Raw genomic sequence first — 15,897 nt, 5'->3', positions numbered from 1 at the left:
GTCAGCTACTGAGCGTCTTGGCACTTACTCAGATTGGACTTTCACCAACTAGCAATTAACGGCTTGCCTGGGCACGCTGAACAAGAAAAACCGCCCAAGCTTGGGCGGTTTTTTATCGTATCGGCACTTTGCAAACTATCCGGGTTCCCGACATTTCAAAGGTACTGTTTCGAACTATCCCGCTAATTAAACAACTGGCCTTCGCATTCACATCGTCTAATGCTTTCGTATTCGTCTGTTAGGGCAGGCAGCAGCGTTCCCAAGGTTTGCAGCGGATTCGCTTTGTCAATGTCCCCATTTTATTGAGCAACACTTGATCGTTTTTATTCATCAGGAAAATTAACGTATTTTTCTGGCTCCTGCTGGATTTGCTCAAGCATGACTTCAATCAATGAACGGGGGAATCGATATTCTTTCGTATTCCCATCCTGGCTGACTGTTACATAGTACATCATTGCGTCCTTTTTTACCTCACGGGACTCGACCTTATGGTCATCCGCCAGGATTTGTTCGAACATTTGAGCTGTCTCGCGAGCAGCTGTATCCTCAGGTCTTGCATCACTGACAATCTTGATCGTCAACCAATTGTAGATAGCATCCTGTAGAGATTTCAAGTCCTCAACCCCTATTCAGCTTTCATATCTTCTTTTTTATGCTGCCGCAGTCTAAGCTTATAAATGATCAAGATCAAGGCAGCAGCTACCAGACCTTCTGCGATTGGAAGGAAAACACCAAGGAAGGTAAGGACTGTGCAGCCGATGATCAGGAACAGGTAAATGATGATTGTTTTAGCTATTGGCAGTTTTTGCGCAAACCCAAGCTTGAAAACAAGGATGCTTAGCGCCACAATCGTAATATACAACATCCACATCCCTGCATCGGGATTTTCATCAACCTTATAGAGTGCGGCAAAAAATGATAATCTTTCGCTTACATCCATACCCTTTTACCCCCTATCGCTATTCCTTCTCGGCAAATTTTTTCTTCTTTGCGATCCGCTCGCGTTCATTTTTATCAAGGATCTTTTTGCGAAGGCGGATTGATTCAGGTGTCACTTCGCAATACTCATCATCGTCCAGGTATTCGAGAGACTCCTCGAGCGTCATGATCTTGGGCTTCTTGATGACCGCTGTCTGGTCTTTCGTGGCTGAACGGACATTGGTTGCCTGCTTGACCTTTGTGATATTGACAGTTATGTCATTTTCGCGTGTATGCTCACCGACAATCATGCCTTCGTAAATTTCTGTTCCCGGCTCCACGAAAATCGTACCGCGGTCTTCCACCTGCATGATTCCGTATGTCGAAGCCTTACCTGATTCCATGGAAACAAGCACACCTTGGCGTCGTCCGCCAACCTGTCCCTGGAGCATGGGCTGATAACTGTCAAATGTATGGTTAATGATACCATATCCACGGGTCAATGTTAAAAATTCAGTAGTGTATCCAATTAAGCCGCGTGCAGGGACATTGAAAACCAAACGGACTTGTCCATTTCCGCTATTGATCATGTCGAGCATTTCACCTTTACGGGCTCCGATCGATTCCATTACCGCTCCAGTATTTTCTTCAGGAACATCGATTTGGACGCGTTCAACAGGTTCGCATCTGACTCCGTCGATTTCCTTGACAATGACTTCTGGCTTGGAAACCTGAAGTTCATATCCTTCACGGCGCATGTTTTCAATCAAGACAGAAAGGTGAAGCTCCCCTCTTCCGGAAACGATCCATGCATCAGGAGAATCTGTATTATCAACCCTTAAGCTGACATCTGTCTGGAGCTGGGCACGAAGACGTTCTTCAATCTTCCTTGCAGTCAGGTACTTGCCCTCTCTGCCGGCGAAAGGACTGTTGTTGACAAGGAAGGTCATTTGCAGCGTAGGTTCATCGATTCTCAGGACCGGAAGAGGATCCTCATGGCCGGACGGGCAGACCGTTTCCCCAACATTGATATCCTCCATGCCTGAAACTGCAACAAGGTCGCCGGCAAATGCTTCCTGTATCTCCTGGCGTTTGAGGCCAAAGAAGCCAAAAATTTTCGACACCCGGAATTGCTTCACGGACCCGTCAAGCTTCATAAGCGCCACCTGCTGGCCGACCTTCATTGTACCACGGAATACCCGACCAATCCCGATTCTTCCAACATAATCATTGTAATCAAGCAGAGCTACCTGGAATTGCAGCGGCTCTTCGCGATTATCAACTGGTGCAGGGATATGTTCGAGAATGGATTCATACAGGGCCTGCATGTTCTCATCCTGCTTTTCATAGTCAAGGCTTGCTGTTCCGTTAATCCCAGAAGCATAGACTACTGGGAATTCAAGCTGGTCTTCGTCCGCGCCAAGCTCGATGAAAAGGTCAAGCACTTCATCGACAACCTCCTGTGGCCTGACAAAGTCACGGTCAATCTTGTTGACAACCACAATTGGAGTCAATCGCTGCTCAAGGGCTTTTTTCAGTACGAATCGCGTCTGAGGCATGCAGCCCTCATAAGCATCGACTACCAGCAGGACGCCATCGACCATTTTCATGATCCGCTCTACCTCGCCGCCGAAGTCAGCGTGCCCCGGAGTATCCAGAATGTTGATCCGTGTATTTTTATATTGGATTGCTGTATTTTTCGCAAGGATCGTGATCCCGCGTTCCCTTTCCAAATCATTTGAGTCCATCGCCCGCTCTTCTACATTTTCATTTGCACGGAAAGTGCCTGACTGTCTTAGGAGCTGGTCGACCAATGTCGTTTTGCCATGGTCAACGTGGGCAATGATTGCTATATTCCTTATATCTTCTCTTATTTTCAAATAAGTCACCCTGCCTTTAGCTTTAAAGTTTAGCTTTTTGAACAACTTAAATATTATAACATAATTCCTATGGAAACTTAAAAGCATTTTATTGTACAATTAAAGATACCATTAAATATGATTCAGATTATGAACGGAGGGACAATATTGAAGGAAATCAAATGGCCGATGCTGTTCTTTGCCTTTGCCGCCGCTTCCTGCATGATCGGTATAGGAATAGCTATTGGCGAACGCAGTGCCATTGGTGCTATTGCCAGTATCGTCGCTTTGGTAGTTGTGATGGGATTTGGCTTTAAGACTAAAAAGAAAATGAGGGAAAGCGGGGAGCTTTGATTCCTAAACGATAAACCGGGCTTCTTACTTAAAGCCCGGTTTATGATTTTTTGTTGGGAAGGATGGAGATCCCGCGGTATATTTAAGTTTGCCCTTCACTTTCGAAGGAACAAAAAGCAAGGTTCATTCTAAAAAGCCTTGCGGGAATCCAGTTAACCATTTTTTCATTTTCCCTTTATTCGAATTTTGTGATGGTACTTTTCCAGAAGCAAAAATCCGGCATTCAAACCGGCTCATCCAATGGCCGGACCATGATCAAGTAAATAACATCCTCATGATCCTCCGTTTTAAATTGTTCGAAACCACAGTCACTTAAAAAATTGACCCATTCGTATTCTTCAATCGGTACTGCTGAAAAAAGGACTTTACAGTCTTTATCCCTTAATTCCTTACATAAATTGGCGATGAGGGTGCCAGCGATTCCCTTGCGCCTATCCTCTGGCCTGACAAGCAGGGTGCCAAGCCATGGTTTCTGATTGGAAGGAGCAGATTCCAGATGGAAGGAAATCGCAGCCGGGCTGCCATCAGTCTCCCAAATCCGCCATTCACCTTGCATTCCATCATATTGCTCCATATAGGCAGGCAAGTCCAAGTCCTTCAGCTCAATTTCCCTCCACTTCCTGCTTCCTTTTGATAATTCATCCAAAAATGGTGTATCTTCCGGCCGGATGAATCGTCTCCACGTTAAATTCACCATTTCCCATCCTTTAGGTACTTTTCGAGGATTTCATTATGAAGGCCAGGTTTGGAAACGAAAATCGAATTCTCCTCCAACATATCAAGCTCTTCCCCTCTAAGGTTAGTCGCTTCCCCCCCCAGCTCTTTAATCAGGATAATGCCTGCGGCAAAATCCCACGGCGCGAGCCGCGGCGTTAAATAAGCATCAATCCTGCCGGTGGCAACATACACCATTTCCATGGCAGCAGACCCATATGAACGGGTGCCGCGGACAGCCTTCACGAGCGGGACAAGCAATTCATGATCGATGCGCCTGTTCGGTGTCACCCATGTTGCATTTATCCCGATGACCGCTTCGCTTACCGTTGTTTCATCGAGTTTAGGGATTGGCTCTCCATTCAAATGAACTCCCTGTCCGACGATGCAGTGATATAGTTCATCATGGACTACATCATAAATCAAGCCGATCTTGCCATTGCCATTTATATAAATGCCAATGGAAATGGCAAAATTACGTTGCTGATGGACAAAATTCATAGTTCCGTCGATAGGATCTATGATCCAGACAACACCGTCGAGGTCTTTAATTTCATCTCCATACCCTTCTTCTCCTATTATCCGATGATCAGGAAAGGTTTCCCTGATCTTTTCTATAAAAAATTGTTCAGTGCTTTTATCAATATCCGTAACTAGGTCGTTTGGGTTTGATTTGGAAGTAACATTCAGCGTTTTCGGAAACGAAGCCCTGATTTTTTCTCCTGCTTCTTTTATCCACAGCTTTGCATATGTATCGATTTCCTCCAGGTTGTAATCCATTCAGCTTTTCCCCCAATCATCTTTTTTCTGAAAGCCTTGCTTCAGGACCCTCTTTTTAGCTTAGCCGAAAAGATTCGATCCCATCAAGTATTATCCTTCCCCTGTAAGGAAGGAAAGCATGCAACTTGTTCCCTGATGACATAAGAAACGAACTCCTTCTTCACGGCAGGAGTTCGTTACACACATTGATAATCAGTTATCATCATCTTGCTACCTTCTTTTCCCCTATTCCATCTTTTAATTACAATGCTTTCAGGCGAAGCAGTTCCTGACGGATTCTCTCAAGTCTTTGCTTGCACTCTTTCATCTTCGGCTTATCGGAATCATTCATGGCGTCATACAGTGTAGCCAGTTCATAGTCCATTTCCAGACGGAGAACCGCTGTCCTCTGCCTTTCGCTATTTCTTTTTCTTGTTGAGTTAATCAGCTGTTTCATTATGGTTTACACTCCTTCTGAATCTTTTGGAATTTTATTTATTGTATGCCCGGTCATTTTCAATGGTACAAAATTGTGTTAATACCTATACGATGCCTTGCGCTTCTTTTTTAAAGAAGCTTTTGCTACAATATTTGACAAAGAATGAGGAGGTTTTCATATTGTCTTTTTCAGGATTCACAGATACAGATTTCGATGTGTTCGCAATTGACGGCCTGGATGAAAGAATGGAAGCGCTGAAGCTCCAGGTCCGCCCTAAGCTTGAAGAGCTAGGTAAGCATTTCGCTCCAACCTTATCTAGTCTTGCAGGTGAAGAAATGCATTACCATGTGGCTAAACACGCCCGCCGGACGATCAATCCCCCTAAGGATACTTGGGTCGCTTTTGCGCCTAATCCAAGGGGCTACAAAATGCTGCCTCATTTTCAGATTGGCCTTTGGGAGACCCATGTTTTCATCTGGTTTGCCGTCATATATGAAGCACCTGGCAAAACAGAATTCGGTAAAAAGCTGGCTGCGGACATTCAAACGATATACAGCCAAATCCCGGAGGATTTTTACTGGTCAGGCGATCATATGAAGCCAGAAGCTGTGCAGCATGGCGAGCTTTCCAAGGAAGAACTGCTCAAGATGTTCACAAGACTTCAAACCGTCAAGAAAGCTGAAATTCTTTGTGGCATGAACATTTCCCGGGAAGATGCCGTAAAGCTGAGCGGTGATCAAATGCTTTCAAAGATCGATGCTGTATTTAAAGAGATATTACCCCTATATAAAATGGCATAAACCTAGAAATAACTTGGTTTAATAATGGTGAAACCGGCTGCGGAAAGGGTGGATCACTGTAGAAGAAACCCCGCCATGCTGCGAGCGTATAATATTGTCAAAAAGCGCATCCCTCCCTATAGGAGCCATTGGGTTCATAAACCCCGAAGCGATTGGATAAGCCTTACTGCATTTAGGATTCCAGAAATGAAGGGCAGTGATCGCTGGCGCCAATTTATTATGCTGTCTGGGCAAATCGAGTCCAGTCAGGACAGTTTCAGGATGATCCGATTGAATGCTGATATAGCTAAAAGCAAAGCGGCCCATGCAGAAATGGGCCGCTTTATCCTTTCATATTATCTAAGTTTCTTTTTCTGAGCAGAAACCTTGATCCTGTCCCCTGCACGGGAGTGTCTTATTTCTCTCACCGCTTGATAGGAAGCATAACCACTCGCTTCCTCGAATTGATTGAAGATGGTCTTCTCTTCTGCCTTCCCCGGCACGATTTCCTTGAAACGGCGATACGCTGCCAGCAATTCATCACGGTCGATGCCCTTTTCATATGCCTTTTCGATGCATTCAAAAAAATGGATCACATCGACAATTTCAGCTGTTGACCATGTATAGTCTATCGGATATTGGTATTCCATTTTCCCACCTGCTTTTGCAAGAATCTTAGTTGATTTTACCCATTCCAAATACAGAACGCAATCCTTCGTTCCCTTACTGTCCCCACTTTTTCCTTATATCTTCTGCTTCGGAAATGATTCTTGCGAACAGGTCTGCAACAGCAGGGGAATCCTTGATCAGCCCCATTACTTGTCCTGCCCAGCCGAATCCCTTTTCTTCATCTCCATCATAAATGTATTTCCTGTTTGCTGCGCCGCTGATCAAATCCTTCAAAGCCTCATAGCTTCCACCGCTGCTTTTTTCAATTTCGAGGATTCGTTCTGTATGAGGGTTGGCAATCGCTCTGGCTGGCATGCCCAGTGTCTTTTTTATCACAGCCGTATCATATTCTGTTCCTTCAATAAGACGTTTTTTATACACTGCGCTAGCATGGACACATTCTTTCGTAGCAATGAATCTCGTTCCCATTTCAATCCCCTGGGCGCCAAGACTCAATGCCGCCATCAGCCCTCTGCCATCCCCAATTCCGCCTGAAGCGATCACAGGGATGCTGACAGCATCAACAACAGAAGGAATGAGGACCATCGTTCCTACATCACTTTTCCCGAGATGTCCTCCCCCCTCCTGTCCGACAACCATGACGGCGTCAGCCCCCAGTTCTTCCGCCTTCTGCGCCTGCCTCTTCGCCGCTACCAGGACAAGTTTTTTACACTTTGTTCCTTCAAGCTGTTCGAAGATAGGCGCTGGATTCCCGCCTGTCATCGAAATGACAGGGACCTTCTCCTCGATGGCCACATCCAGATAGTGAGAAAAAGGCCGTCCGTGCTGGCCAATCGCAAAATTCACTCCGAATGGCTGATCTGTAAGCTTTCTTACTTTATGTATTTCCGCTCTCAATGCCTCGGGATCCGGCAGAGACATAGCGGTAATCTGCCCAAGCCCTCCTGCATTGGAGACGGCTGCGGCTAATTCGGAATAGGCTAAGTAGGCTAGTCCCCCCTGGACAATTGGGTATCTTATTCCCAGCAGTTCAGTCACATCTGTTTTCCAATTCATATAATCTCTCCCCTATTTACGTCCTTTATAGTACTATTCGATTTTCATCAAGCTAATCCTGTTTTTATCTTTTCTAAGCTTTGATAAGTTTTAAAGTCTTTGCCATGGCCAATCATTTAACAATCTGCAGCAAACCAACAAGATGGGATGTCTATCCGTTCCTTCCAACAAAATTTCTTTGCAAAGCACCTGTTTAGTGCTATAATGCATTTGTTTTATTTTTTCGCTTTGAATTGTTGGTTTTTTAGAAGAGGCCATCTTATAAGAAAAACGCTTGTGTCTCCCAGCATCGCTCTGTCAACCGAAACATCCTTTTATCCCGCTGGCGGACTTTTCCCAACAATGTGTTTTTCATAGTCCTTATTGCCACTGACAATAATGAACGATAAAGCAATATGGACACAATACTCGGCCAAAACGGCATATTGCGTCAATCGAGCTTTCGCTCAATAATAATCCCATTCAAGAAGAGGTGTGATCATCCATTGTCACAATACGAAACACCATTATTCACCAGTCTTCTAAAGCACGCAAAAAAGAATCCAATCCAATTTCATATACCAGGACATAAAAAAGGAAGCGGCATCGATCCTGCGTTCAAGGACTTCATTGGCGAAAACGCCCTTTCGATTGACTTGATAAACATCGGGCCGCTTGATGACCTCCATTCCCCAAAGGGGATCATAAAAGATGCCCAGGATCTCGCAGCTGAAGCCTTCGGTGCAGATCACACGTTCTTTTCGGTCCAGGGAACAAGCGGAGCAATCATGACAATGATTATGACGGTCTGCGGACCCGGGGATAAAATCATCATCCCAAGAAACGTCCATAAATCGATTATGTCCGCCATCGTCTTTTCCGGAGCCATCCCAATCTTCATCCATCCGGAAATAGACCATAAGCTGGGCATTTCCCATGGAATCACGACTGATTCCGTAAAACGGGCACTAAAACAGCACCCTGATGCGAAAGGGCTGCTGGTCATCAACCCTACTTACTTCGGCTTTGCTGCGGATTTAAAGAAGATTGTTGAAATTGCCCACTCCTATGATGTTCCTGTACTTGTCGACGAGGCACATGGCGTCCATATCCATTTCCATGAGGACCTTCCACTCTCAGCCATGCAGGCGGGGGCGGATATGGCAGCAACGAGTGTCCACAAGCTTGGTGGCTCAATGACGCAAAGTTCGATCCTGAATGTAAAGGAAGGCCTTGTTTCAGCGAATCGCGTCCAATCCATCCTCAGTATGTTGACGACCACTTCTACTTCATACTTGCTTCTGGCTTCATTGGATACTGCCAGAAGAAGGCTTGCGACAGAGGGTAAGGAAATCATCGGCAGGACGATCAAACTGGCTCAATGGATCCGGAGGCAGGTCAACGAAATCGAGCACCTTTACTGTCCTGGGGAAGACTTGCTTGGCACGAACGCTACCTACGATTTCGACCCGACAAAAGTGCTCGTCAGTGTCAAGGACCTGAATATCACGGGGTATGAAGTAGAGAAATGGCTTCGTGCAGAATACAATATCGAAGTCGAACTTTCGGATTTATATAATATCCTTTGCATCATCACTCCAGGAGACACTCAAAAGGAAGCTGAAATTCTTGTGGAAGCACTCCGCGAGCTTTCGAAAGAATACCATAAGCTTGCTGAAAAAGTGCATTCCGATGTCATGCTCCCGGATATTCCGCTATTAGCCCTGACACCTCGGGATGCTTTCTATGCTGACACTGAAGTTGTCCCATTCGATGAATCGGAAGGAAGGATCATTGCAGAATTTGTTATGGTTTACCCTCCAGGCATTCCGATTTTTATACCAGGTGAAATCATAACAGAAGAAAATCTGATTTACATTAAGACGAACATGGAAGCCGGCCTGCCTGTTCAGGGACCTGAGGATGATTCATTAAAATACCTGAGGGTCATCAAAGAACATAAAGCAATCATTTAAAAGTATTGCTCTTTTTCAGACGAAATGTGTACCTGCGATCAAGCCTTGTATAAAATCAACAATCTTTTTGAAAAGAGCCGAGCATTGGCCACCCTTTGTTACCGGTGGCCATCTTTACGGAAAATAATTTGATGCTCGGCCAAATTTTCAAGCACAAAATAAAAAAGCCACTTGTCAACACTCCAAATAAGAACTACGTTACTTTGTCTGAAGTTACTTCTGGACTATCTGAATAAGGTTGCCGCATGTATCATCAAAGACAGCTATTGTGACCTCCCCCATTTTTGTCGGCTCCATAGAAAACTTCACGCCATTTTTCATTAATCGTTCGTATTCTTTGCGGATATCTACAACCCCAAACATTGTTGCTGGGATGCCTTCATTATAGATCTTCTTTTGAAACTCTTTAGAGGCAGGATGGTCATTCGGTTCGAGTAAAAGCTCAACTCCGTCTTGATTATCTGGAGAAACAAGAGATATCCACCTAAATTCTCCTACAGGAACGTCTTCTTTTTTTACAAACCCCAGTTTTTCTGAATAAAACTCCAGTGCTTTGTCTTGATCTTGTACGAATATACTAGTAACAATGATTTTCATATTGGTTTTTGTCTCCTTTGAAAAATATTTGGGTCGCATCGTGTTAAAGCTAACCATCTGACCGCAAGCAAATCATCCCACATATTTTTTAGAAGTCCTGTTCCGATTTTATAAAATTACTCTATCCATCCTTTCAGCAAATTTTTAAGTGGTTCGTTGTTGAATTTCAATACACGATATTTTCCCTTTTTTTTTGATTTTACAAGCCCTGCATCTTCCAGTACAGAAAGATGTTTAGCTATCCCCTGTCTCGAAATAGAAAGGCCGTGATTCGTAATGAGACGTACCGTAAGTTCATACAACGTCTGCTCATTGCATTCAGAAAGTTCGTCTAATATTAGTCGGCGAGTCGAGTCGCCAAGTGCTTTAAATATAGTGTCTTTGTCCCAATTCATATATTGAGTATAAGCAACTATCAGGTTGCCCGTCAACCATAAGTAACTGTATGATTGCGCGATAAGGAACCGTATCTTGCAATTGTTAAAGCCATTTAGAGTAGTTTGAATTATTATCACTTTTCTTATTTAACTAAATGCACCGTTTAATAAGTTGTTTTTAAAAAGCACGCTATGGGCTTTTTGAAGGTGCTGTCCTAAAAGGTCATGATTTTTGGCCTTTTGGCAGCCTTTTTTTTCCATGGAAAAACTAACGGTTTTCCATGGTTTTTCGCACCCAGTAGGCGCATTTCTTCAGCTTATTTCCTCTGTATATTTTCCTTCATTTGTCTTTTTCTTGCCCACTTCCTCAAATTGCGGGCAGCACAAACCAGGCCCCATTTCCCCGTGTTTTTGGAAAGGCCTCTTAAGGAAAACCTCTTGAAGCAGCTATTGTGCTTGATATTGACGAAGACGGGTTCCGGTTCAAGTTTCCATTTTCGGTACAGCTCGATTCCATCCTCTGTGGAAAGGCGTTCCTGGATCTCTTTTCGCTGTTTCCAATTTTCCATGGATACTTGTATCTTTTGGTTTGTATTTGCGGTGACTACAATATGCCAAAAAAGGGCGATTCTATTACGCTTATCACGATAGACATTGCACACTTAGTTGACTAGGACTTCCTGTCCGTCGAAGTGCCTGGAGCACAAATCAACGGGTACTTTTACAAGCAAAAGAAAAGAGGCTATCCCAAAAGTTATACTTTTAGGGCAGCCTCTTTCTGTTCTACAAAAAAAAGGCATGCTGCGCATGCCTTATATTCTCACTGCAAGTATTATTTTTCTTCTGCGTGATCATCACAGCAGCAGTCACAGACTTTAGAATATAGCACGGAAACTTTTTCATCCTCAAAATGGTCGATTGTAGAATTGCATGTTTGGCATACGATAGTACCCATCTTTGCAAAACCCCTTTACGTAAGTTTTTTGAAAGCGCTTCAACATCTGTAGTTTTATAATAATATAACACTATTCAAATTTCAAGCCTAAATTGTATAACACTTTCATTATTTTTTTACGTTATCATGTATTTTATTGCAATAAGTATGGTATTTTCATAATTAGTATGACACATTAACATAAAAAAACAGACCAGTTGGCCTGTTTTTTTATGTTCAATCATATTGTGTCTGGAAAGGGGATGTCGGCAACTCTTCATTGAAAAATAACGCAAGATCTTCAGCCTGTTTCGTTTCCGTAATATGGAATGCTCTCTGCAAATGGTCTACGTCTTCAATGTCCTTTGGATCGAGGAGTGCCGAGCGTCCTGTCTGCATGCAAACGATAAGTGGTTTACCAAAAAACATATTTGTATACACAATCCCGAAATCATAGCGAGTGTCTTCAGTGGTAAATCCAACAAACCTGACCTGAACCTTTTCGTGCTCATCATAAAGCTTTTCGAATAGTTCCATAAGCCTCCTCCTTTTTATTTAATATTTAGAATATTATTATAATTCGTTTTTGATAATAATGCAAGCAATACAGCGCAAAAATCAGATTTTGTTGTCATTATTTTTCGGACAATGATAAAATGAGGGAGAAAAGACCGGAAAAAGGGGATTGGACCATGTCAAGTAATGCTTATATCAAACTTGTTCCATCATCATCTCAACAAACCATATCCACAGAGGAGCTGAAGGACTTATTCAATTATTACAAGGAGATAACTGCCAAAACAGGAGACCAGGTAGATTGGAATTATGAGTACTCTGCTTTTCCTTATGAACTAAAAGAGAAGGAAGACGGGAAAGGGAACTGGTTCTATCTTCATTCCTCACAGGATCGCTACAATGCAATTTTGATTGGTGTAGGCAAAGAAAGCGCATCCGAAGAGGATGGCACGGAGAGAGAAAAAACATACATACAAATCACCCTTCCTCCAACCGCCACAGCGGGTGATAAAGGAAAGGCAAATGAATTCAGCAAGTTTCTCGCGAAGAAGCTTAAGGGTGAACTGCATTTGTTCAACGGGAGAATCATGTATTTCAACCCAAGGAAATAAAGAAACGGCTGCTAAGATTGCAGCCGTTTCTTTCCCTTACAAAGCCAGCAAATTGGCAGGTCTTAAAAAAAGTTCCCTTTCCCGGATAAGGTGGCAAAAGACCATGCGCCAGTATAAAGATGCAATTATACCCCCGCTCTCCTGATTATCTTGGACCTGGGGATGCCTCTTAATGATGGGTGTCGGCATCCCGAATGAGTAAGCATATCACTGTGCGAGAATCGGCAAGTAGCTTAATTAGGGAGTTTCAATAAGCTTGGGATCAACCACTGTGTAGCCTTTTCCCTTTAGCCCTTTGACTATGTCTCCAAGCGCTTCGCTTGTCCATTTCCTGTCATGCAGCAGCAAATTCGCTCCATTCCTGAGCAATGGAGTATTGATCATTATATCCGCAAGTGCTTCCCTTGATTGGTATTCCCTTTCCCAGTCATAACCATATGTCCAATTCATGACCAGCATTTTTTCTTCTGCAGCGATCTGCTTGCTATAGCTTGTATTTACACCAAAGGGAGCCCTGAAAAATTTCGGGCGTTCTCCTGTGATTTCCTCGATTCGATCATTCAATTCAACTATTTCTTTCCTTTGCTCCTCTTCAGGGAGGTCCTTCAATCCTTTATGGTGATAAGTATGGTTGCCAATCGAAAAACCCATATCATGGATTTTTTTTAAAACTTCTGCTTCCTCAGGTCTATCAATGAAGTGCCCATTCACAAAAAAAATGGCTCTTGCATTCAAGTTTTGAAGTGTTTGTGCCATCGCGAGTGCATTTTTATCAGGTGCATCGTCGATGGTCAGCAGTACTGCCTTTTCAGCAGGATTTTCAATGCTTTCAAGCGAGAAATCGTCCTTCATCCGGAACTTCGGATTGGCAGCTGCTTCTTCCTCAGCTGCTGTTTCCCTGGAAGGTTGTTCTTCAGCAATCGGTTTTTCCTCAACTCTTTCTTCCCTTGAGGAATCCTGATTCGCCGATTTCATTGTACGATGTGGTGAATTTTCTGTTTCGTTTTGTGAAAGACCGCAGCCGCCAAGGAAAACGACGGCAGTAGTTAATACTAATAGGTTCTTCATGCTCTCCTCCTCTTGTATTTTCCTGTTGTGGCCGTTCAAGTAAAGAATGACAATGTAAAATGGAATGATGCATAAATAGCAAGGCTTAGCAATGTCGTTAAAAAAGTTTTCCTTGCGGAACTCATTATATAGTTGCCGAGGATCACTGCCAAATAAAAGAAAATAATGAACATTATTACATTATATAATGGGTGGTCATGTTTCGAAAGCCATTCTGTGAATGTATATCCACTCCAGATAATCAATTGCAACATTACCACGGCATAAACCTTCAAACTCTTCCACCACCATCTTGAATAATTTCTTCCCTTGTGCGGACATGCTAAACATTGGTTGTTTTATAGTATATGTCAAAGGCGGAATGATATTTTTCATTTGTGTAACATTTCCATAACATCACAATTTTGTGAAAATGGCTGTGTTAGAATATGGACAATCAGTGACCGAAGGAGTCACGAAAATGATAAAAGAGAGGCAGAAAAAGATGAAAGGTTTTTCTTTTGTTTTGATCGCTTCGTTCCTTTTCCTGACATCATCCTGTAACAGCAACCAAGCTTCAGATTCACTGAATTTAAATAAAGAAACCAAACAAATCGTCTTTTTCTCAGATGAAGAAGATTATCGGTATGAAGCCTCTTATTATGATGCCATCATCGAATTGAAAAAGGAATTCCCAGAAGAAATCGACAATATGAAGGTGATTCCTTCATCTGATGCAAAGAAGTATTATGATGCGTTCGATGTGGAGCGCCCACCTGCAATCCTTGTTGTATATGGTGACAGAGTCATCGCAAGAGTGAAAGGGACGGTAACAAAGGAACAGATTATTGAACCGCTCACAACTGTTCTTCAAAAAGGTGAAATTACGCAATAAAAAAATCCTTTCCGGAATGCGGAAAGGATTTTTTTATTAGCGATTTACTTAATGATGTGGATAGGGTTTCCTAAGGCTACTTCCGCTGCTTCCATCGTAATCTCACCAAGTGTTGGGTGAGCGTGGATTGTCATTGCCAGATCTTCAGCTGTCATTCCAGCTTCAATTGCCAACCCTAATTCAGCAATCATGTCCGAAGCATTGGGTCCAGCTATTTGCGCGCCAATGACGAGTCCATCCTCTTTACGTGTTACAATTTTCAAGAATCCTTCACTCTGGTCAAGGGAAAGAGCCCTGCCGTTTGCAGCGAATGGGAATTTAGCCGCAGTGGCTTCGATTCCTTCATCCTTAGCCTGCTTTTCAGTATATCCAACAGATGCCAGCTCCGGATCGGAGAAGACAACAGCAGGAATGGCCAGATAATCGATTTCAGAAGGCTGTCCAGCAATCGCCTCAGCGGCAATTTTCCCTTCATATGATGCTTTGTGCGCGAGCGGCGGGCCATCTACGATATCGCCGATCGCATAAATGTTGCTTACGTTCGTGCGGCATTGCTTATCGATTTTGATGATCCCACGCTCTGTCATTTCCACGCCTGCCTGTTCAAGGCCCATTTCGTCCGTATTTGGCTTTCTTCCAACCATGACAAACACGTAGTCTGCTTCAATTTTATGTTCTTCTCCCTTTGCTTCATACGTGACAGTCACACCGGTTTCAGTTTCCTCTACACCTTTAGCTAGTGCCTTTGTGATTACCTCTGCGCCCTTTTTCTTAAGGTTACGCTTAACAAGAGCAGACATTTGTTTCTCAAAGCCGTTAAGGATCTCATCAGCACCTTCAAGGATCGTCACCTTTGTACCAAAGCTTGCATATGCCCCGCCAAGCTCAGTACCGATATATCCGCCGCCGATGACAACGATGCTCTCAGGAAGCTCCTCAAGATTCAAGGCTCCTGTGGAATCAAGTACACGCTTCGAATATTTGAATGCAGGAATCTCGATTGGGCGAGAACCGGTAGCGATGATCGCATTTTTGAAAGTATATGTCTGGGCTGAATTCTCATCCATTACGCGAACGGTGTTGCTATCTACAAAATATGCCTCGCCACGGACGATTTCTACCTTGTTGCCTTTAAGCAAACCTTCGACACCGCCAGTAAGCTTCTTGACTACTCCTGATTTGAACTCCTGGACTTTTGAGAAATCGAGCGTTACGTTCTCTGCTTTGATTCCCATGCTTTCGGAATGCAGCGCAGTTTCATACCTGTGCCCAGCGGAGATAAGTGCCTTTGAAGGGATACACCCTACATTAAGGCAGACGCCACCGACAGTACCTTTTTCAACTATTGTTACTTTTTGCCCCAGCTGGGCAGCACGGATAGCTGCCACATAGCCGCCAGGACCTGCGCCAACGACAAGAGTATCAGTTTCAATTGGGAAATCTCCTACTACCATTTT

19 protein-coding genes and 1 pseudogene are annotated in these 15,897 nt (G+C 43.6%); 5 read left to right on the top strand and 15 right to left on the bottom strand.

Features of this window, described 5'->3' with window-relative positions:
* Positions 1 to 323: 323 nt before the first annotated feature.
* The 3 genes from JJQ88_RS13090 to typA are packed head-to-tail and all read right to left on the bottom strand — an operon-like array spanning position 324 to position 2,798.
* Positions 324 to 614, bottom strand: a complete 291-nt coding sequence (locus tag JJQ88_RS13090) for a hypothetical protein (protein ID WP_210366432.1) — start codon at positions 612 to 614, stop codon at positions 324 to 326.
* 11 nt (positions 615 to 625) lie between these two features.
* Positions 626 to 940, bottom strand: a complete 315-nt coding sequence (locus JJQ88_RS13085) for a YlaH-like family protein (RefSeq protein ID WP_210366430.1) — start codon at positions 938 to 940, stop codon at positions 626 to 628.
* A 19-nt stretch (positions 941 to 959) separates the two neighbouring features.
* Complete coding sequence (typA, locus tag JJQ88_RS13080) at positions 960 to 2,798, bottom strand: translational GTPase TypA (RefSeq protein WP_210366428.1); 1,839 nt, start codon at positions 2,796 to 2,798, stop codon at positions 960 to 962.
* A 147-nt stretch (positions 2,799 to 2,945) separates the two neighbouring features.
* On the opposite strand from typA, the gene JJQ88_RS13075 reads away from it, so the two are divergent.
* The gene (locus tag JJQ88_RS13075; protein ID WP_210366420.1) at positions 2,946 to 3,131 is read left to right on the top strand and encodes a YlaF family protein; all 186 of its coding nucleotides are present in this window, start codon (positions 2,946 to 2,948) and stop codon (positions 3,129 to 3,131) included.
* 223 nt (positions 3,132 to 3,354) lie between these two features.
* On the opposite strand, the gene JJQ88_RS13070 is transcribed toward JJQ88_RS13075, so the two are convergent.
* The 3 genes from JJQ88_RS13070 to JJQ88_RS13060 form a co-directional block, all read right to left on the bottom strand.
* Complete coding sequence (locus JJQ88_RS13070; RefSeq protein ID WP_349237135.1) at positions 3,355 to 3,825, bottom strand: GNAT family N-acetyltransferase; 471 nt, start codon at positions 3,823 to 3,825, stop codon at positions 3,355 to 3,357.
* The gene (locus tag JJQ88_RS13065) at positions 3,822 to 4,625 is read right to left on the bottom strand and encodes an inositol monophosphatase family protein (RefSeq protein WP_210366416.1); all 804 of its coding nucleotides are present in this window, start codon (positions 4,623 to 4,625) and stop codon (positions 3,822 to 3,824) included. The genes JJQ88_RS13070 and JJQ88_RS13065 overlap by 4 nt, the downstream gene beginning before the upstream one ends.
* A gap of 241 nt (positions 4,626 to 4,866) precedes the next feature.
* Complete coding sequence (locus JJQ88_RS13060) at positions 4,867 to 5,061, bottom strand: hypothetical protein (protein ID WP_210366414.1); 195 nt, start codon at positions 5,059 to 5,061, stop codon at positions 4,867 to 4,869.
* Positions 5,062 to 5,222: 161 nt separating this feature from the next.
* Between JJQ88_RS13060 and JJQ88_RS13055 the strand changes: the two genes are divergently transcribed.
* Positions 5,223 to 5,843, top strand: a complete 621-nt coding sequence (locus JJQ88_RS13055; RefSeq protein ID WP_210366413.1) for a YktB family protein — start codon at positions 5,223 to 5,225, stop codon at positions 5,841 to 5,843.
* 335 nt (positions 5,844 to 6,178) lie between these two features.
* On the opposite strand, the gene JJQ88_RS13050 is transcribed toward JJQ88_RS13055, so the two are convergent.
* Together JJQ88_RS13050 and JJQ88_RS13045 are read right to left on the bottom strand one after the other, a co-directional pair.
* Entirely contained in the window at positions 6,179 to 6,472 is a 294-nt protein-coding gene (locus JJQ88_RS13050; RefSeq protein ID WP_210366412.1) for a UPF0223 family protein, read from the bottom strand.
* Positions 6,473 to 6,545: 73 nt separating this feature from the next.
* A complete protein-coding gene (locus JJQ88_RS13045; RefSeq protein ID WP_210366411.1) occupies positions 6,546 to 7,508 on the bottom strand; it encodes an NAD(P)H-dependent flavin oxidoreductase in 963 nt (320 codons plus the stop codon).
* A gap of 485 nt (positions 7,509 to 7,993) precedes the next feature.
* Here JJQ88_RS13045 and JJQ88_RS13040 point away from each other — a divergent pair, with 485 nt between their 5' ends.
* Positions 7,994 to 9,463, top strand: coding sequence for an aminotransferase class I/II-fold pyridoxal phosphate-dependent enzyme (locus tag JJQ88_RS13040; RefSeq protein ID WP_210366410.1), 1,470 nt, complete (start codon positions 7,994 to 7,996; stop codon positions 9,461 to 9,463).
* Positions 9,464 to 9,676: 213 nt separating this feature from the next.
* Here JJQ88_RS13040 and JJQ88_RS13035 read toward each other — a convergent pair whose 3' ends face one another.
* The 5 genes and pseudogenes from JJQ88_RS13035 to JJQ88_RS13015 form a co-directional block, all read right to left on the bottom strand.
* Positions 9,677 to 10,060 (bottom strand): VOC family protein, encoded by a 384-nt coding sequence (locus JJQ88_RS13035; RefSeq protein WP_210366408.1) that lies wholly within the window; start codon positions 10,058 to 10,060, stop codon positions 9,677 to 9,679.
* 116 nt (positions 10,061 to 10,176) lie between these two features.
* Positions 10,177 to 10,455, bottom strand: a complete 279-nt coding sequence (locus JJQ88_RS13030) for an ArsR/SmtB family transcription factor (protein WP_210366446.1) — start codon at positions 10,453 to 10,455, stop codon at positions 10,177 to 10,179.
* 299 nt (positions 10,456 to 10,754) lie between these two features.
* Positions 10,755 to 11,024: pseudogene (locus JJQ88_RS13025) on the bottom strand (transposase); the annotation flags it as partial.
* A gap of 245 nt (positions 11,025 to 11,269) precedes the next feature.
* Entirely contained in the window at positions 11,270 to 11,392 is a 123-nt protein-coding gene (locus tag JJQ88_RS13020; protein WP_210366404.1) for a GapA-binding peptide SR1P, read from the bottom strand.
* Between the two features lie 216 nt (positions 11,393 to 11,608).
* On the bottom strand, positions 11,609 to 11,908 hold the full coding sequence (locus tag JJQ88_RS13015; RefSeq protein ID WP_210366402.1) for a DUF3055 domain-containing protein: 300 nt from the start codon (positions 11,906 to 11,908) through the stop codon (positions 11,609 to 11,611).
* A 155-nt stretch (positions 11,909 to 12,063) separates the two neighbouring features.
* Here JJQ88_RS13015 and JJQ88_RS13010 point away from each other — a divergent pair, with 155 nt between their 5' ends.
* On the top strand, positions 12,064 to 12,498 hold the full coding sequence (locus JJQ88_RS13010) for a DUF1885 family protein (RefSeq protein ID WP_210366400.1): 435 nt from the start codon (positions 12,064 to 12,066) through the stop codon (positions 12,496 to 12,498).
* A gap of 237 nt (positions 12,499 to 12,735) precedes the next feature.
* Here the strand turns inward: JJQ88_RS13010 and JJQ88_RS13005 are convergent, their stop codons facing one another.
* Positions 12,736 to 13,566, bottom strand: a complete 831-nt coding sequence (locus JJQ88_RS13005) for a polysaccharide deacetylase family protein (protein WP_210366398.1) — start codon at positions 13,564 to 13,566, stop codon at positions 12,736 to 12,738.
* Between the two features lie 460 nt (positions 13,567 to 14,026).
* Here JJQ88_RS13005 and JJQ88_RS13000 point away from each other — a divergent pair, with 460 nt between their 5' ends.
* Positions 14,027 to 14,440, top strand: coding sequence for a small peptidoglycan-associated lipoprotein (locus JJQ88_RS13000; protein WP_246861148.1), 414 nt, complete (start codon positions 14,027 to 14,029; stop codon positions 14,438 to 14,440).
* A gap of 44 nt (positions 14,441 to 14,484) precedes the next feature.
* Here JJQ88_RS13000 and lpdA read toward each other — a convergent pair whose 3' ends face one another.
* Positions 14,485 to 15,894, bottom strand: coding sequence for a dihydrolipoyl dehydrogenase (gene lpdA / locus JJQ88_RS12995; protein WP_210366396.1), 1,410 nt, complete (start codon positions 15,892 to 15,894; stop codon positions 14,485 to 14,487).
* Between the last annotated feature and the right edge of the window lie 3 nt (positions 15,895 to 15,897).

It is taken from the genome of Bacillus sp. REN3 (assembly GCF_017912555.1).
GTDB lineage: Bacteria > Bacillota > Bacilli > Bacillales > Cytobacillaceae > Mesobacillus.
Note: the sequence above shows the minus strand (reverse complement) of the source record. Positions and strands in the feature narration are given on the sequence as shown.